Raw genomic sequence first — 17,548 nt, forward strand, 5'->3', positions numbered from 1 at the left:
CTCGCGGTCCGGGATCAGCCGCATCCCACCCGCCCCGGGCGTCACCACCACCGGCTCCGGCTCCACGAGGCCCGAGGGCCGCCGTCCCCCGTCCGTCGCCTCGGTCCACTGCCCGAACACCACCTCGGCCGCCTCCAGCCGGCCCAGCTCGGCGTCAATCTCCGCCAGCTCCTTGCGCAGCAGCTCGGCCCGCTCAGTCAGTCGCATCCGCCGCTCGATCGTCCACGTCAGCACGTCCACCATGCGCCTCCCTCCCGTTGCAAAACCTACGAGACGCCTCGGGCGGACCACCCCAGAACCCGCGAACCGGCCCGTGGCAGACGATCACCTGCTAATGATCACGTCCGAGATCAGCACGAGCGCGTCAATCTCCACCCACACCAGCGGCCCGACCTGCGAATTCAGGATGAAAATCGCTCAATGGCTGCTAGCAGCCTCATCGGCTGCCGCCCCTGCGTCAGCCGCGGCAGCAGAGTCTGCCTCCGCGATGGTCTTGTCCGTGTCATCCGCTACGGCAGAATCCGTCGGCGAGTCCGCCTCGGTGACAGCTTCGTACGTGAGTCCTTGCTGAGCAGCCTTGGCCGCACCGAAAGTCTGGACGTACTGCTCATCGGTCGCAAGGAGAAGTTGACCTCCCTCTGCACTGGCCGCTGCGTCGCCGTCAGCGGCACTGGTGCCCGCAGACCCTACTGAGCTCTGGTCGGAGACATCGGGAGCATCGGCGTAAGCGGGAGCCACCCAAGAACAACGGACCCCAACAGTGCGAACGAAGCCACTTTGGCCTTCATTCGTTACCCCCCTCTTCTTTTTCACAGGCATCAGCAATACGTCGTGGTCAGCGGCGTACTGCGCGATCAAGCTACCTGCGAAAGATCCGCTCGTCCACTCAATTGAGTGATTGCCGAACAACCATGACAACTGGTGCCCAGGGCTCTGCTCATGCCGCTCAGCTGCACGCTTCAGAGTCGACTGCCTAAGGTTGAACGGGACGGTGGGGGCACGTTCGTTCCACTCAACCATAGGCACCGCAGGTCAGAGGGCCACCCTGCCCACAGTCATCTGGGACAGGACACGAAGGCGCCTTCGGCCTGCACCGCGTGGTACGCGGCGGAGGTCGAAGGCGCCTTGTCGTACGGTCGTTGGGAGCGCGGCGTCAGCCGAGCTGCCCGGTCGGCCGCAGGGTGATGTGGTTGATGTCAACGCCCGCGGGCTGGTTGACGGCGAAGACGATCGTGTCCGCGATCTGCTCGGCGGTCATCGCCGGCGCCGCCTCGGGGGTGCCGCCGCGCTCGTCCCAGAACGGGGTGTCCACCACCCCGGGGGCGACGACGGTCACGCCGACCCCGTCCTTGCCGACCAGCAGCCGAGTGTTCTCGGCCAGCGCGTGCGCGGCCCACTTGGTGACCGAGTACAGGTTGCCCGGCGTGTTGCGCACCCCGGCGACCGAACCGATGATCACGATCCGGCCCTTGGACTCCCGCAGATGCGGCAGGGTCTCCCGCACCAGCAGGGCCGGGCCCAGGACGTTGGTGAGGACCATGGCGCGCATGTCCTCGGGGGCGTGGCTCTCCAGGTTGCCGGGCAGTGAGAAACCGGCGTTGGCGATGACGGTATCCAGTCGGCCCCACGCGTCGACCACGCGGCGCACGGCGGAGGCGACGTCGTGCGCGTCGCTGGTGTCGCCGGTGATCGTCAGCAGCCGCTCGCCCGCTGCGGCCGAAGCGGCGAAGGCGGCCAGCTTGTCCGCGTCACGTCCGGTGACGGCCACGCGGTGGCCCTGCTTGAGCAGGGCGCGGGCGGTGGCAGCGCCGATTCCGGTCGAGCCACCGGTGATCAGCGTGACGGGTTCCATGGGACGGCCTCCTCAACGATGTGGTCATCGGGGCTCCGCCAGGATCCCGGACGTCGATGAACGCCACGTTGCGCGTGAAGTCGACCGACTCCGGGCCGCCGGTTCCCCGAAACGCCTGCACTATACCCAGCGATCTTCCGACCGAGCCTGTTCGCCCTCGCTGACCAGCCGCGACGCCGCACGAAGTGGCCGAAACCGCCCTGCTGGACCCCACATTGGGTCCTGCGGGGCGCGCAGGGCCGGGGCTGCGCTCACGCTCCTGGTCCGGCAAGCATGACGGACAGGAGTACGCGAGGACTTAGCGGTTAGCTGTGATCATGTCTCGCCTGTTCTTCGCAGGGTTTCCAGGTGTTGTTCCCTCATCTGGACGGTGTCATCGTGGAGTTGGTCGAGCGGGCTGCGACCGGGGTGGTCACGATGCATGCGCGGGCCCGCTCGGAGGGTGCGGACTGTCCGCACTGCGGTAGTGCGTCGGGCCGGGTGCACGGCCGGTGCATGCGCAGGCTCGCGGATGCCGGGGTCGGTGGGGCCAGTGTGGTGATCGAGCTGCTGGTGCGGCGGTTCACGTGCCTTGCCCAGCTCCACCAGGAGATCGTCGCCTTGGGTTTCGCCGGAAGGATCCAGACCGTCCAGCGCTACCTCCGCCTGTTGAAGGCCGCCACCGCCGCGCCGCCGGTGCGTGGTCCGGCTCCACGGCCCCGCCGTATCGTCCGCTGGATCATGACCGACCCCGGCAACCTGACCGATGAGGCCGCCGATCTCAAGGAGATCCGGACCAGCTGCCCCGAACTCGATGCCGTCACCCACCATGTCCGCGACTTCACTGCCATGATGCGCGACCTGACGGGCGATCAACTGCCTGCCTGGATGGACCGCATACTCGCCGACGATCTACCTGCCCTGCACTCCCTGGTCAACGGACTGAGCCGCGACATCGACGCCGCCACCGCCGGGCTCTCCACTCCCTGGAGCTCAGGCCATGCGTCACAAGATCGGCGCCAGAGCCGAATTACGTGATCGTCGACAGGGCGGGCGGCGAGCCGGCTCAGCAGGGTGAATTGGTGGGGTGCGGCCTGGCCCTCGCAGAGGGGAGTGCGTTCGTCGGCGACGGGCACTGGGCCGGTTGGGCGTGGAATCCGGGGTGCCCTTACTGCCGGGGGGTATGGGCGACCAGCCGAGTTGGCGTAGTTCGAGTTCGTCTTCGCACTGGCGCTGGCGCGTGCGGCGCCCGCGGTTGCAAGCGGGCTGGCCGGGTGTGGTCTGCCTGACGGGGGGCGGGTGGCGGTTCAGCAGCCGGTGGCGGGGTGGGTGGCTGGGGGAGTGGTGGCCTGGAGGTCCCAGTCGGGGGGGTTGGAGGCGGAGCCGCCCAGTAGTTGGACGGTGCCCTGGACGTTTGTGGCGACGGTCTTGTGCCAGTACCAGGGCCCGGTGGGGGAGGAGTTCGCGGTGTCGAAGGTCCAGCCCAATGTTCGCAGGGCTGCCTTCAGGTGCGCGATGACCTGGGCGTCGGTGCCTCCGCCGGTGAAGTCCAGGTTCACGGTCGGCTCGTCCCAGCCGTAGGTTGATTCAATCCCGTCGCAGGAGTCCCACTTCGGCATGGTCGCGTGTCTGGAGGAGATGTGTGCCCCTGCGGGTGCGGCGCCGAGCACTGGTTTGATCGCCGCGAGCAGCCGTCCGCCCGGGTCGGGGTCCCCGGTCGGCTGCGGCGTGCTGGCGCACCCGGCCAGGACCGCGACTGCCGCAATCACGGCTGCTGGGGCCGCCGCCGTGCGTCTTTGCCGGTGTGCCGCCGTCCCGGGAGCGTTGATCATGGTCTTCAAGACGCCCACCCACCCTGTGTCGGTTCCCCGCGGGCCCCTGGCGCCGGGGTGGCGGGTCCTGCCCTGCGGGGCACGGCGGCTTGGGCGCCGCAGAAGGATCCGCTGCGTCTTCGAGGCGGTCACGCACTGCGGCCACAGCCGTGGATTTCCGGCAGGGCTGCTGTTGATTGTCCGGGTGGTTGTTGTCGGCAGCGAAGGCCGGGGCCCGCCTGCTCGTGGAGGGTGCGGGCCGCGCCAGCCGGCCGAGGGTGCCTGCGGCGGGGCTGGGACCTGCACGACGGCCGGCGCCGGATCGGCTCGCGGCCGCGGACCATCGACGAGTACTTCGCCGTCGAACAGCCGCTGCTGCTGCCCCTGCCGGATGAGCCGTTCGAGACCGGGCGGGTGTTCACTCCCAGGGCCGACCGCTACAGCCTCATGTTGACTGCACTAAAGCGGCTGTTTTCGCAGTTCAGAGGACATGTCGGGGCTCGTTGCTCTACGGTCGCTGCCCGTGACGACAGACGAGGTGTCGCAGCGGGATCTCGCGTCCCTGGCGGTTCCGCTGGTGGGCTCGCTCGCAGCGACCGGCGATCCGTGGGAGCCGTATTGCCTGCTTGACTGCGACGGGGTTCCGGTCGAGGCGGTGAGCGCGTACTTCTGTACTTCCGTGATCTGCAAGCAGCCGGCCGCAGCGCGGCAACAATTCGCTCCTACGGGATGGACCTACTGCGGTGGTTCCGATTCCTGTGGGCGATTGGCCTCTCGTGGGACCGCGCGACGCGCGTGGAGGCACGGGACTTCTGCAGATGGCTACTGATCGCCGGCAAACCGGTCCGCCCGCATTGGCGCCACGGCGAGGACGCTGCGGTGATGAAGCTGTCCGGGGTTCCGTTCGCGGCCTCGGTGCGAGCACATAACGAGACAGTGCTGCGCTGCTTCTACGACTTCCACCTCGGGATTAGCAGCGGCCCGATTCTGATCAACCCGTTCCCCCTCGACCGATCCCGCCGCGGAAGCCGGCCCAATGCGCATCACAACCCGATGGAGCCGTTCCGCAAGGAGCGGACCGGGCTGTATCGGCCACGGGTGCCCAAACGTGTTCCCCGTTCCATCCCTGACGAGGAGTTCAACGAGATCTTCGCGCGGCTGCCATCTCACCGGGACCGGGCGCTGGTCGCGTTCTATGTGTCCACCGGCGCCAGGGCCTCGGAGTTGCTGTCGACGACGCAGGGCGGGGTTGATCCGGGTCGACAGTTGGTCTCGGTGGTCCGCAAGGGCGCGGGTGAGGTCGCCGAGCTCCCGGCGTCCACGGACGCATGCGTGTGGTTGCGGCTCTACCAGGTCGAGATGGAGGGTCTGATCCCGAAGGGGCGCAGGCTTCCTCTGTGGTGGACGTTGCGGCGGCCGATGCGTCCGCTGACTTACCACGCCGCGCACCGGATGTTCGAGCGGGTGAACGCCGCAGCTGGCACCTCGGCCACGCTGCACGCTCTGCGGCACACCGCGGCCTACCGGATGGCGGAGGATCCGATGCTTCCGCTGACTGACGTACAGCTGGTCCTCGGCCACGCGCTGCTGACCACGACGCAGATCTACCTGACGCCCCGGAAAGAGGACGTGATCAGGAGGGTGCTGGCCCACCATGCCGAGCAGACGCGGCAGGCTGCGGCGCGGCAAGAGCCGACGCCGGCTCCCGGCTACGACCAGCGGACGCTGGACGTGCTCTTCGCCAGGGAGGTCCGGTGAGCACGGCGACCAGGACCGTCAACGCGTCGACCTCGGTGGCAGCGATCGGTGACCGCTACCCGGCTCGGCCGGTGCCTGATGACTGGCCGGCAACAAGACAGCCGACTGAGCAGGTGCTGGAGCTGTGGGCGGCGGTGTCTCCCCGCAGGCAGACGCCGCGCAGCCACAATTTCCGCCGCCGCGGGCTCAGGCTGCTGCTGGAGTGGCTGCAAGAGCAGCCCGGAGACAACTGGCAGCAGCGATGGCTGGCCAGCGGCGCGGACGCAGCCGGCGAGCGTTGGGCTGACGGACTGGCCTGCTGGCTGCAGCGGCAGGGCAAATACTCGCGGACACGGCTGGAGACCATGACCAGCGCGCTGATCATCTTGGTCGGGGCCGACGTGATACGCCCCTCGCTGTCCTGGCTCTTCACCGGCGGAAAGAAGCGCAAGGTCGCACGGAACATGATCTGGTCCCGCGACGCCGCAGGCTTCGACCGCGTCAATCGGTTCTGCCGCCAGGACTCCGGATCACCGACGACGCGCGTGAGCACATCGTGTTCCGCCTCGCAGTGATCATCGCGGCCAAAGGCGGGACGACGGCCGACATCACCGTCGGCGACCTGCTGGAGTCCCTGGACATCGAGTACTCCCTGCGCGGAGAACGGCGCCTGGGCTCAGCCGCGTTCCGGGTCCTGCGAGAGCTGGGGGTCTTCGGCCCCGGCGTCCCAACGCTGAGGGAGATCACGGGCAACGGCCAGCTGGCTGTCGAGGAACTCGTCGACCGCTACCTGATCGCCTGCCGCCCGATCCGCGACCTGCTGGTGGACTACCTCAAGGAGCGGCAGCCCGCCCTCGACTACTCCACGCGACGCGGCGAGGTCTATCACCTGGCCAAAAGCTTCTGGGTGGATCTGGAGCAGCACCACCCTGGCATCGCCTCGCTGCGCCTGGACCAGGCTGCGGCGACGGCCTGGAAACAGCGCCTGCAGACCAGAACCAAGAAGATCGCGACCGACGACGGGCAGCGGATCGAGGTGACCGTCGAACGCCTCAACTACCACGACACCCTGGCAACGGTCCGCGCCTTCTACCTGGACCTCGCGCAGTGGACGCTGGAGGATCCCGCCCGCTGGGGCCCCTGGGTTGCGCCCAGCCCAGTGAGCCAGCACGACCTCGACCGGCGCAAAGCCACACGACGCCGAAAAGCCCGGATGGACGCCCGGACCCGCGAGCGGCTGCTCGTTCTGCCAGCCCTCGTGCGCTCCACCTACCAGCACCGCAAAGAAGCCGAGACGCTCCTGGCCGCCGGACGCCAAGCCGAACCCGGCCAGGAGTTCGCCGCAGTCGGCCAGACGCTGATTCGCACACATCGCCCCCACGCCACGCCGGACAACATCTGGGCCACTGATCCGGTCACAGGCCGACAGCGGCTCCTCAACCGCGAGGAGAACCACGCCTTCTGGGCCTGGGCGATCATCGAAGTGCTGCGGCTGACCGGAATCCGCATCGAGGAGATGCTGGAGCTCAGCCACCACAGCCTGGTCCAATACCGGCCCCCCACCACCGCCGAGATCGTACCGCTGCTGCAGATAGCCCCGTCCAAGACCGACATCGAACGACTCCTGGTCGTCGGCCCGGAACTGGCCAACGTGCTGTCGACGATCATCTGTCGGCGTACACGTGAACGTGGCCCCGGCAAGATTTCCGTGAAGCTGGAGTGTGCCACCGTGCGCCGGTGACGCTCCGTCACGGGTAGCGGCGTCGGAGGTGCGCCATGAGGACGACGCGGTGGCGCAGGAGCGGAACACCGGCGCGGCCAGCCATGATCCTCTTCTGGAGCTTCAGATCCGTGATGCGGCCTTCGTTGACGCCGGAGTTGAACGGGGTGGTGATCCCTTGCACGACTGCTGGCTGGTCTTCGCGAATGGCGTTGGCCAGGCTCGCCAAGGCAGGCAGGCCAGAGGCCGCGAGTTGGTCGAGCCAGTCCGGCAGCGGGGCGGCGTCGCAGGCATCGAGCATGGCCGCGAACTGCCTTACCAGAGTGTGGGTTTGGTCGAGCTCCGGGCAGTGTTCGAGCAGTCGATGGAGTGTCTCGGTGGCGTGCAGGCCGCGCCGGGGCGGTGTGGTGGTGATCCACCGGGCGACCTGGCGGGGCGAGGGTGGCCGCTCGCGCGGTGTGTCGATCGGCAGACCGCGACGCAGCGGCGCGATGGCCATCTTGACCCGCTGGTAATGGCCGCGGTAGCCCTTGGCGGCGATCTCCTGGTGCAGCACGGTCGCGGTGTGCTCGCCTTCCTCCCACCGCTGCCGCAAGTAGTCCAGATACGGGGCGAGGCTCGTGGACCGGCGGGGCGGTGTGCGGCGTATGCACTCCTGCCAGGATCCAGCGCGTGCGTACTTGGCCACGGTGCGGCGGTTCAAGCCGAGTTCGCGGGCTATCGCGCTGAGACTGCGGGCTGTACCGGTGTATCCCTGGACGGTCTCGAACAGTCGCTTCGCGTGACGGCGAGCGGGAGTATCGGCCGCCTCACACGGTTCGTGCGACGGCGGTGGTGCCGGTTCGGGCTCAGGCACCGCGGCGGTCAGGCAGTCGCGGTGGGCGGCAGCGATGTCCCCGATCCGCTTCGACAGCCCCTGCCACAGATGGAAGCGGTCGCTGACCTGCACCGCGTCCGGCGCGCCGTCAGCGATGCCCTGACGGTAGACCAGCGAGCCGTCCCGGCAGACCACCTCAACACCGGGGTGCGTCCGCAGCCAGGCGGCCAGCTGCTCGGCGTCGCGCCCGGCCCACAGCTCGATCGGCAAGCGGGTCTCGGCGTCCACCAGCAGGGTTCCGTAGACGTCCGCGTACAGGGCGAAGTCGTCCACGCCCAGCACTCTCGGGGTTGCGGCCGGCGGTAGCGGCAAGCGCATCAAGTGGAACAGCACGCTGGTCCGTGACAGCGGCACCTTCAGGATCTGCAGCAGCCGGGCGCCGCCACGTCCGGCAAGGAGCACCCCGGCCATCTCCACCAGGTGCTGCACCAGCGGGCTGCGGCGCTGGTAGCGCACCGTCAGCCCCTCGACCTGCTCGGCAAACGTCCGCCGGCCGCAGCGCGGGTTGTCACAGAACAACCGCCGCACCGACAGCCCGATCAGCACCGGGCGCCCACCGACGGCGACATCGGCCATAGCGACTGTGCAACCGCGCAGAACCACGACCGCAGTCCGGACACGCCACCGTCACCTCGCGAGTGCAGGCGCTGATGCGGACCACATCGCCCACCACCCACACTCGTTCCACCCGCACCGCATCAAGGTGCGGAGACATGATCGGTAAGAGGTCATCACACTCGCTGACAATGCCCTCGCCCGTGACGGAGCGTCACCGGCGCACGGTGGCACACTCCAGCTTCACGGAAATCTTGCCGGGGCCAGGAAAGTCCGTACGCCGACATCCGCTCTCAAGAACTCATCCGTGACGCCGACGAGTACCGACTCGCCCAACAAGTCAGAAGAGCGAAGTCGGCTCCCCGAGCCACGGCAGCCAGCACGTCGCGACCGACTACACGGCGCCTGCTGGCCTGGCTCTGCGGGTGAACATCGCGCTGCCTACGGTTGAGCGGGACACCGACCGCCAACCTGTCCCACGCAACCGTAGGCACCACAGGTCAGAGCCCCACCCTGCCCACAGTTATCTGGGACAGGACACCTATGAAACAAACCCGGGCCAGGGAGCCTCGCGCTCGCGCTTCGGCTCTCCGGCACCGGCGCCGGGGACGCTCGCTGTGTTCCGGGAGGGCCCGCCGCACCGGCGTGGCCCGGACGGGGAGAGGACTCCGGGGAGACGAGTTCGACCCGTGCGACGATGCAGCGCAGCAGTTGGCCGCAGCCAGGAACCGAACTGCTGCAGCGCACGTCTCCCGCACCATGATCTCAAGCGAGCGCCAAGAGCACGCGATTTCCTCCAGGCTGGTCTCGCCGTCCGAGGTGAGTGTGGATCCGTCGAAGGGCAACGACTACGACAGCTTCGCCGGGGCGTACGCGGCCGCAAACGAGACCAACCTGGTCAATGCCTACTACGAGCGGCCCGCGATGCTGGCCCTCGCTGGAGACGTGGCCGGCCGGCGGATCCTCGACGCCGGCTGCGGCTCGGGGTCCCTGTTTGCCGCGCTGCGCGACCGTGGCGCCATGGTGAGTGGCTTCGACGCGAGTGGCGGGATGCTGGAGCTGGCCCGGCAGCGGCTCGGCGACGGTGCGGACCTGCAGGTGGCGGACCTGGGCAGCCCGCTTCCTTACTCTGATGACACGTTCGACGATGTAGTGGCGTCCCTGGTGCTGCACTACCTGGAGGACTGGGGGCCGGCGCTGGCCGAGCTGCGACGCATACTCAAGCCCGGCGGTCGGCTGATCGCTTCCGTCGACCATCCCTTTGCCATCAACCTCATACACCGTGAGGCCGGCCGCGAGGCCGAGTGCAGCTACTTCGACACCACCAGCTGGACCGTAGAGTGGACCGTGGGCGGCTATACCGCCCTGGTGAGTCGCTGGAACAGGCCGCTGCACGCGATGGTCGAGGCTTTCACCGGGGCCGGTTTCCGGATCACGGTCATCAGCGAGCCGGAGCCTGATCCCGCCGCCCGCGAGATGTTCCCCGAGGCCATCGCGGCCGAGCCGCGCTTCCTGTGCTTCCTGTTCTTCGTCCTGCAGGCCGAGTAGCAACCAGGGCGACCAGCCCCTGCGGAGCGGTCAGCTGTCCTCGTCGTCGGCCGCTTCCTCGCGGGCCAGGCGCCGGGCGGCGGTGGTGACGGCCCCTACCTCGTCACCCCCGAAGGATGCGAGGACGCCCCGATCCTGGGCAGGGAGGCGTCAGCGTCCTGCGCCGCTGAAGCCACGTCACGTCAGGCGGCCTGGTCGAGGCCGGCGGCGGTCAGGTCCTGCTCGCGCAGTGGGGTGAAGTCGACGTCGAGTTTCGGGTCGTATGCGTCGGGCTGGATGCCGAGTTCGTGCGTGGAGTACTCGCCGAACCGGTTGATGTGCTCGGTCAGGTATGGCGAGATGTGCGCCAAGTCCTCCGGGGCGATCTCCCACCCTTCCTCCAGTAGCTGACGGACGATCTCCGCGATGTCCAGGGCGTTGTGGAAGATCACCGCGTTCGTGAGCAGCGCGTTGAACTTCATCGCCTTCTCCTGCTCGATGGGGTCGTTGTCGGCGATGACGCCACGGTTGCCGAAGCCGATCCACTGGGAGAACCGGTTGAACGACTCCACCTTGTTGGTCGCCGCCGTCACCCGCCGGCGCAGTGGCGCATCCGAGAGGTAGCGCAGCATTCTGTGGAATCTGCTGTGTCAAGCCGTGTGCCCTGCGAACGCCTGGATGTCGAGATTGATCAAATGGCCCGCCGTCTATGCGGACCGGTCGACCACGGCACCAAATCTCCGACGCCCGAAAATCTTGTCAGAGTCACGTTCAGCGGTACGTCTACAGCAGGGCGAGGATTTCGGCGGTGGTGCCGTTCTCGGCCAGGAGGGGGAAGATCGTCCCTATGGCGTGCTTGTGCGCCTCCGCGTTGATGTCGGTGACGGCGTCGGTGGCGATGGTGACACTGAAGCCGGCGTCGTGTGCGTGGCGGGCGGTGGACTCCACGCCGAGGCTCGTGGCGATGCCGGTGACCACTACCTGGGTCACGTCCCGCTGCTGGAGCTCAGTGGCCAGGTCGGTGCCTTCCAGTGCGCTCCAGCCGCCCTTGGTGATGACCAGGTCGCCGGGCTGCTGATCCAGTTCGGGGACGATGTCCAGGAACCCGTCCGGGGTCTGCTCGACACGGGGAACAGAGACCTCGCTGCGCCCGATGGGCATCTGGGCGGGATCGAGCCGGACCAGCACGACGGGCAGGCCGGCGGCCCGGAAGTGTGCGGCCAGGGCCGCGCTGTTGGCGATCACGTCGGCGATCGGGTGGACCATCTCGTAGGCCATGGTGCCTGCCTGCAGGTCGACGACCACCAGGGCGGTGCGCTCATCGAGCGTCGTCACGGGCATGGTGTTTGTTCCTTTCTGGTATGGGGGTTCCGCGTCTTTCCCGCCCCGGTCAGGAGGTGAACGGGTTGTCAGTACGGGTGACTACCTCGTGCGGAATTCCTTCGGTATACATGATCAGTGCCGGCCGGCGAGGTCGTCGGGATCGATGAGCAGCCGCCCGGTGATTCGGCGCCGGGATCCCGGGCGGCCCGCCGTTCCTCGTCGGCGCCGCGCCGCCGGTGATGAGCGCGGCGGCGCGGCGCCGTCATCCGGCCCCTCGGCTGGTATTGATGGCGCCGAGCCCGCAGTTCCCTTTGTGTCCTATCTGCAGCGCTACCGGGGTTCTCTCATCGCCGCCTCCATAGGAAGGGAAAGTATTTCCTTTCCTTATTATCCACACGGCTGCGCTGAGGGATCATCGTGTGGGGCAGGTGATGTCGGTGATGCCGCCGCATTGCTCGTTGGTGAGATAGCTGGGCATGTCCGAGGGCCAGTGGTCGGTGGTGTAGTGGGTGAAGGTGCCGATGGCGGTGGTGTAGCCGAGGTTGAGAACGTTGCACAGGGCGACGACGGCGAGGATGCGCGCGGCGTTGGCCTTCCAGCGGGGGCCGGTGATCTGCTCGCTGCCGCGCTCGACGGCCGTCAGGCCGTTTTCGTCGCGGCGGTAGAGCAGGTAGCCGGCGATGACGAACGGGGTGGGGAAGAAGACCAACTCAAGGATCGGGAACTGGTCGTAGTGGCCGCCATGGATGGAGAAACCCTGGATGGCGCCGGGCCAGGCGTCGATGTGCTGGACTAGGGCGCCGGCCAGGTCCATGAGGCTTAGGGTGCACCACACGCTGGCGAACCCCGCGAGGATCACAAGCCAGAGCGGGGCCTCGGGCCGGCGTCGCTTCACTGTGCGTATGGCCCACAGGGACACGAAGGTGGCCAAGGTGAAGGTGACGAAGTAGTTGGACGGATTGATCAGCAGGGGTTCGGCGATGCGGTTGCCGTTCGTGCTGTGATATCCGGGGATGAATCCGGCCCAGCTGCCGCGGTTCACCGCGGCGGAGTTGTAGGTGAACATGGGGGTGAGGAAGTTCAGCCACGGGTCCAGCCAGTAGGAGGACAACCAGCCGAGCATCAGAAGGCGGGCTGAGTCGATCCGCCGGGTCTTGTAGATCCCGCGGATGAACCAGATCAGCCCGACGACCCCCATCACGGTGCTGATGGCCTCGAAGCCCCGCACCATCAACAGCCCGGTCGAGGAGAGGTGGTCAGGGCCGGTGGGTGTGGCTCTGAAATCCGACGAGGCGATCCATCGGATGTAGACGGCAGTCTGGACGGCGATGAATACCGCGCCGAGGCCGGCCCAGACATGCACGGGCCGAAGCCGACGCCGACCGGCGACGTCGACGGCAGGGACATCTTGCAGCATGACGAACTTTCTGTTCGGGATGAGGAGTTCGAGCAGCCCGACGGGCGCCCTCTGGCCGGGGCGGCAGTGGTCGCAAGACAGAGCTCGCGCCGACACGCCGGTCCAGGCCGGCTTTGCGCCGTCAGTCCGCACAGGGGCGCCGCCAAGCGGGCAGCACCATCTGATGGACCAAGCGGCGCAGCTCGTGGTCGGTGATCAAAGCACCCGCTACCTCGGGGTGTTCATGGCCCACGGAGACAGGTTCGGTCTCCGGGCCGGTCAAGGACTGTCGAAGACGAGGGCTGTTGCCGGTCTTGCTCACGACGGGGACCGTCCCTCAGAGATGGAGGAGGCTCTCATTGGGTCTCAGGTCTTCCGGTCGTGACAGAGGGGCAGAAGCACACGGTCGACGAACCGGGCGATCCGGGCCCGGTCGGGACGAACGCCATGCACCAGGAGCTCGTGCAGGTAGAACGATCGCGCCGCATCGGCGACGTACTCTGCGTCGACGTCGGGCCCGATCTCTCCCCGCTCGGCCGCAGCGGTGAGGAGGTCTGTGCAGTAAGCGGTCTCGTGTCGCCGGATGAGCTCACGCGCGAAGGCACCCAGGTCGCCCGCGATCCGGGACGCGACGATCAGACCCACCGCGAGGTTGGGCGACGCCTTCTCGGACGCTGCTTGGCTCTCCATATTGGCGATCAGGTCGCCGCGGAGTGTTCCGGTGTCTGCCAGGGTGACGGATGCCGCCAGCTCTTGCTCAACCGCTCGCTGAAGGGCCGCCGCCATCAGTTCATCCTTGTTGGCCCACCGCCGGTAGGCGGTCTTCGTGCTGGCTCCGGCCGCCTCACACACTGCGCCGACGGTGAGCCTGTCGTACCCAACCTGGGACAGCACCTCAAGCGCCGCGTCAAGGAGTGCCTCCTCCCGCTCACGGCTCAGTGGCCGGCCGACGGTAGCCGCCTTGGGCTCTTTCATTGCCGCCTCCACAGGAAGGGAAACTGTTTCCTTTCCTTATTATGCACACGGCTGCGCTGGCGCGGAACGGAGGGTGTGAACTGTCACAGTCCAGGGCGGTTCATTTCGCGGGAGGCTTTTGATCGCACTGTGAGCGTCCGGCGACCCTGTGTCCCGGTCCGGAGATCCTTGGCGCACTGGCGTCCGATGGCATCGATGATCTGGTCTGCAGTCTTCGTCCGGCAGAACCGGGCCCGCGGGTCTGCGTCCGGTCGGAGCCGCTCACCACAGGCTGGGCAATACCGGACGGGCGCCCGGCCGTCACCATGGGCCATGTGACCAGGCTAGGCCCGCCAGAAGGTCACTTCAGCGACTTCGGACACGGGCACTTATCGTCGGCTCATGCCGGGTGCGGCCGTGTCACAGGCCATCGGCGATGCCCCGCCGGACCTCGATGATCGGCAGCAACTGGCGCGGGGTGGGCCCGGACGGCGTGGGGATGTCGGCGAGGCGTTCCAGGAGCTGGCCCAGGGCGGCTTGGCCATCGTCGACGGCGGCTTGTTCTTCGTCGGTCAGCGGGATCGCGGCCCGCATGCGCTGGAGGTTGTCCTTCGCCTCCAGAAGCTGGGCCTTGCTGGAGTCCTTGGGTGCGTAGAAGTCGCAGCGGGCGCACGCCATGCGGTGCAGGCACTGCTCGAAGAACGTGTACGTAGAAGTTACGTAAAATCTCCCTGGGTGATCATGTAGCCCGGGTTCATCCACGATCCTGGGGAACGGCTTGAGCAGCACATCGGTACTCATGGCCAAGTGGCCGGTACTGGCGCGAAACGATCACGCGGCAACCTGGCTGCAGGCGTGGGAAGATCTCGGGCGCGCCCCGCGGACTCTGGACGCCTATGCGCGCGGGCTGGCGGAATACCTTGCGCTGTGTGAGCGCGAGGCGGTCGATCCGCTGTCGGCGGGTCGACCGCATGTGGGAATGTTCGTCCGCGAGTTGACGTCTCGGCCGCATCGCTGCGGCGCGAACGTCGTGTCCATCGAGTCGGGGGTAGGGCTGGCGAACGCGACGATCCAGCAGCGTCTGGTGCCGGTGCGCCTGTTCTACGACTTCCTTGTCGAGGAAGGGCTGCGCGAGTCCAATCCCGTGGGCCGCGGACGGTATACCCCTGGTCGGCGCGCGAGCGGTCAGCGGGGGCTGGTGCCGCGGTTTTCCAAGCTGCCCTGGATCCCGACGGAGCAGCAGTGGCTGGACCTGCTGGAGGTCGCGCGGCGTGAGCCGGTGCGGAACCGGGTGATGCTGGCGCTCGCCTACGATGCGGCGCTGCGCCGGGAGGAGTTGTGCTCGCTGCGCACCGGTGATCTGGATCCGGCGCACCGGACGGTACGGGTGCGGGCGGAGACGACGAAGAACCGGCTGGAGCGTGTGGTGCCGTACTCCGCGCCGACGGGTGTGCTGCTGGCCGACTACCTCGCCCGTCGCGCGGCCATCAGCCGGGCCCGGGGGCCGCTGTTCTTGTCGGAGTCGCGGCGCAACCACGGTCAGCCGCTGAGTCTGTGGACGTGGTCGAAGGTGGTGCGCCGTCTCGCGCTGACGGCCGGTGTCGAACGGTTTTCCACCCACACCACCCGGCATCTGTGCCTGACCGATCTGGCACGGATGGGCTGGGAGGTGCACGCCATCGCGTCGTTCGCCGGGCATCGCCGCACCGACACGACGTTGCGGTACATCCACCTCTCCGGCCGTGATCTCGCCGAGAAGCTGAAGAGCGGGATGGACCACATTCACGCCTGGCGGGTACGGATGCTCGCCGCCGCGGGCACGCAGAACGACGCGGCGGGAGGAGTCTCGCGATGACGACCACCGTTGCGACTGTGGGTACCGGCGGAGGCTGGCAGTGTCCGATCGACCTGCGCCGCTACGACCGTTCGCCCGTGCTGTCGATGGCGGAGCAGCGTGCCATTCGCGAGCTGGGCGTGCGAAACCTGCGCCGGCTGCGCCATCACGACCCGGATGCTCCCCAGTGGGCCGAGATCGGGCGACTCCTGCGACCTCTGCAGGATGTCAACGCCAGCTTCGACACGCCGCCCAGCATGCACACGCGGCGGGCCATACACGACGCAGCCGCCTGCTGAGGTCTGCGGACGTGGGCCGAACCTTCTGGGGCTGGAGCCAGCAGGATTGGCTGGACTTCCTCGGCCGCAACCATAAGGCCTACCAGGAGCAGGTGCCCGCCTGGGCGGAGGGGTACGTAAGGCCCTTCCTCTGCGGCCACGCCTACCACCTGGGCGGCTACGCTCGGTTCCGGCATCTGGGGCACTTCGACCGTTTGTCGCTGGCCTGCCGCGTCTTCGGGCGACGGCTGGTCGAAGAGGAGATCGCGCGCGTTCGTACCGTGCTGACCGGCTGGGGCTATCAGTACGGCAAGGAAGAGGACAAAGGCGTGCCCTCGGTGATGAGCCAGCTCTTCCTCCTCAACCGCAGCCCGCACACCGGTGACCTCACCACGCCGTTCTTTGACCGCGTCCGGCGCGAGGAGCTTCTGACCGACGGGGGCATGAGGGTCCTGTACGCGGTGCAACGGGCCGTGGCAGCCCTCGGTTTCTGCGACCCGCCCGCCACGGTCTCCGGCTCCGATGTGGTCAGCCAGACCGGGGTGCCACCGGTATGGGCCGCCTGGGTGGAACGGTGGAACGCCACGACGACCATGACCCACCGCTCCCGCCTCCACGTCAGGGCCGCGCTGCTGAAGACCGGACGGTGGATCGCCGCACAGCAGCCGCAAGCCGCCGATCCCGCCGCATGGACCCGGCAGACGTGCGCGGCCTGGATCGCGGCCGTCGACCGCATGGAGATCGGCGACTACGTCGTGCGCACCAGCAGCTTCGCAGAACGCCTCGGCCAACCGCTGCAGGCCAACTCGAAGGCCGGCCTGATCCGCTCCGTACGGGTCTTCTTCCGCGACCTCCAGGACTGGGAGTGGCTGCGCCCGGGATTCGACCCCCTGCGAGCTCTGTCGGTGCCGCTCAGCATCATTGCCCTGCTCGGCCCGCACCCACGGGTGATCGCTGACGAGGTCTGGGCCAAGCTGCTGTGGGCCGGACTCAACCTGGAATCGGCCGACATCCCCCGCGGCAAAGCCGGACCCACCTACCCCCTGGAACTCGTCAGAGCCGTCACGCTGACCTGGCTGTTCGCCGGGCAGCGCAGCAACGAGATCGCCCGGCTGCGCCTGGGCTGCATCCGCTGGCAGCACGACGGCAATCCCGTCGCCGGCGACTCCGATAACGTCCTCGCCCGGGACGCCGTCTGCCTGCTGGACGTACCCGCGCACAAGACCGGCACCGCGTTCACCAAACCGGTCGACCCGCTGCTCGGACAGGCCATCAACGCCTGGGAATCACTCCGACCCCAGCAGCCGAAGCGAACCGACAAACGCACCGGAGAACAGGTCGACTTCCTGTTCTCCCACCGCGCCCGTCCTGTTTCCAGCGGCTACATCAACAGCAGCATCATCCCCATGCTCTGCCGCAAGGCCGGCGTCCCGGCCGCCGACGTCCGCGGCAACATCACCAGCCACCGTGCCCGCTCCACCATCGCCAGCCAGCTCTACAACGCCAAAGAGCCCATGACCGTGTTCGAACTGCAGGCGTGGCTTGGCCACCGCTCCCCGGAATCCACCCAGCACTACGCGAAGATCAGCCCCAACACGCTGACCAAGGCGTACGAGGACGCCGGGTACTTCGCCCGCAACGTACGCACCATCGAGGTCCTCGTCGACCGCGACGCCGTCGCCTCCGGCGCGGCCGCCGCCGGGGA

16 protein-coding genes and 2 pseudogenes are annotated in these 17,548 nt (G+C 67.9%); 9 read left to right on the forward strand and 9 right to left on the reverse strand.

The genetic code is table 11. From position 1 onward, the window contains the following. Together MKW14_RS38565 and MKW14_RS38570 are read right to left on the reverse strand one after the other, a co-directional pair. Positions 1-243: hypothetical protein (locus MKW14_RS38565; protein ID WP_240871124.1), on the reverse strand; the 243-nt coding region annotated here is incomplete at its 3' end. Between the two features lie 910 nt (positions 244-1,153). Then, a complete protein-coding gene (locus MKW14_RS38570) occupies positions 1,154-1,852 on the reverse strand; it encodes an SDR family oxidoreductase (RefSeq protein ID WP_240871128.1) in 699 nt (232 codons plus the stop codon). A gap of 378 nt (positions 1,853-2,230) precedes the next feature. On the opposite strand from MKW14_RS38570, the gene MKW14_RS38575 reads away from it, so the two are divergent. Beyond that, entirely contained in the window at positions 2,231-2,869 is a 639-nt protein-coding gene (locus MKW14_RS38575) for a transposase family protein (RefSeq protein WP_240871130.1), read from the forward strand. A 269-nt stretch (positions 2,870-3,138) separates the two neighbouring features. Here MKW14_RS38575 and MKW14_RS38580 read toward each other — a convergent pair whose 3' ends face one another. Further along, positions 3,139-3,600 (reverse strand): hypothetical protein, encoded by a 462-nt coding sequence (locus MKW14_RS38580; RefSeq protein ID WP_240871131.1) that lies wholly within the window; start codon positions 3,598-3,600, stop codon positions 3,139-3,141. 771 nt (positions 3,601-4,371) lie between these two features. Between MKW14_RS38580 and MKW14_RS41735 the strand changes: the two are divergent. The 4 genes and pseudogenes from MKW14_RS41735 to MKW14_RS38600 form a co-directional block, all read left to right on the forward strand. Continuing rightward, positions 4,372-4,419 (forward strand): annotated as a pseudogene (locus tag MKW14_RS41735) (hypothetical protein); the annotation flags it as partial. 105 nt (positions 4,420-4,524) lie between these two features. After that, a complete protein-coding gene (locus tag MKW14_RS38590; RefSeq protein ID WP_240871196.1) occupies positions 4,525-5,400 on the forward strand; it encodes a tyrosine-type recombinase/integrase in 876 nt (291 codons plus the stop codon). Next, positions 5,397-5,954, forward strand: coding sequence for a hypothetical protein (locus tag MKW14_RS38595; RefSeq protein WP_240871132.1), 558 nt, complete (start codon positions 5,397-5,399; stop codon positions 5,952-5,954). Before MKW14_RS38590 ends, MKW14_RS38595 begins: the two co-directional genes overlap by 4 nt. Then, the gene (locus tag MKW14_RS38600; protein ID WP_240871133.1) at positions 5,951-7,120 is read left to right on the forward strand and encodes a hypothetical protein; all 1,170 of its coding nucleotides are present in this window, start codon (positions 5,951-5,953) and stop codon (positions 7,118-7,120) included. Before MKW14_RS38595 ends, MKW14_RS38600 begins: the two co-directional genes overlap by 4 nt. Before the next feature lie 7 nt (positions 7,121-7,127). Here MKW14_RS38600 and MKW14_RS38605 read toward each other — a convergent pair whose 3' ends face one another. Further along, complete coding sequence (locus tag MKW14_RS38605) at positions 7,128-8,552, reverse strand: ISL3 family transposase (protein ID WP_240871134.1); 1,425 nt, start codon at positions 8,550-8,552, stop codon at positions 7,128-7,130. Between the two features lie 738 nt (positions 8,553-9,290). Here MKW14_RS38605 and MKW14_RS38610 point away from each other — a divergent pair. After that, positions 9,291-10,079 carry a class I SAM-dependent methyltransferase gene (locus tag MKW14_RS38610; RefSeq protein WP_240871136.1) on the forward strand — a complete coding sequence of 263 codons (789 nt, stop codon included), beginning with the start codon at positions 9,291-9,293 and terminating at the stop codon, positions 10,077-10,079. A gap of 182 nt (positions 10,080-10,261) precedes the next feature. Here MKW14_RS38610 and MKW14_RS38615 read toward each other — a convergent pair whose 3' ends face one another. The 5 genes from MKW14_RS38615 to MKW14_RS38635 form a co-directional block, all read right to left on the reverse strand. Continuing rightward, the gene (locus MKW14_RS38615; RefSeq protein ID WP_240871138.1) at positions 10,262-10,690 is read right to left on the reverse strand and encodes a Tn3 family transposase; all 429 of its coding nucleotides are present in this window, start codon (positions 10,688-10,690) and stop codon (positions 10,262-10,264) included. Positions 10,691-10,841: 151 nt separating this feature from the next. Beyond that, the gene (locus MKW14_RS38620) at positions 10,842-11,399 is read right to left on the reverse strand and encodes a cysteine hydrolase family protein (RefSeq protein ID WP_240871141.1); all 558 of its coding nucleotides are present in this window, start codon (positions 11,397-11,399) and stop codon (positions 10,842-10,844) included. 394 nt (positions 11,400-11,793) lie between these two features. Further along, entirely contained in the window at positions 11,794-12,930 is a 1,137-nt protein-coding gene (locus MKW14_RS38625) for a spirocyclase AveC family protein (protein ID WP_240871142.1), read from the reverse strand. Positions 12,931-13,143: 213 nt separating this feature from the next. Further along, a complete protein-coding gene (locus MKW14_RS38630; RefSeq protein ID WP_240871143.1) occupies positions 13,144-13,752 on the reverse strand; it encodes a TetR/AcrR family transcriptional regulator in 609 nt (202 codons plus the stop codon). Positions 13,753-14,151: 399 nt separating this feature from the next. Then, a complete protein-coding gene (locus tag MKW14_RS38635) occupies positions 14,152-14,532 on the reverse strand; it encodes a hypothetical protein (RefSeq protein WP_240871144.1) in 381 nt (126 codons plus the stop codon). On the opposite strand from MKW14_RS38635, the gene MKW14_RS38640 reads away from it, so the two are divergent. The 3 genes and pseudogenes from MKW14_RS38640 to MKW14_RS38650 form a co-directional block, all read left to right on the forward strand. Further along, positions 14,531-15,586: a tyrosine-type recombinase/integrase gene (locus tag MKW14_RS38640; RefSeq protein WP_240871145.1), complete on the forward strand. Its 1,056-nt coding sequence runs from the start codon at positions 14,531-14,533 to the stop codon at positions 15,584-15,586. The genes MKW14_RS38635 and MKW14_RS38640 overlap by 2 nt on opposite strands. Beyond that, a complete protein-coding gene (locus MKW14_RS38645; RefSeq protein ID WP_240871146.1) occupies positions 15,583-15,864 on the forward strand; it encodes a hypothetical protein in 282 nt (93 codons plus the stop codon). Before MKW14_RS38640 ends, MKW14_RS38645 begins: the two co-directional genes overlap by 4 nt. A 713-nt stretch (positions 15,865-16,577) precedes the next feature. Beyond that, a pseudogene (locus tag MKW14_RS38650) lies at positions 16,578-17,420 on the forward strand (tyrosine-type recombinase/integrase); the annotation flags it as partial. Positions 17,421-17,548 lie beyond the last annotated feature (128 nt).

Source organism: Streptomyces gilvus (assembly GCF_022513565.1).
GTDB lineage: Bacteria > Actinomycetota > Actinomycetes > Streptomycetales > Streptomycetaceae > Streptomyces > Streptomyces gilvus.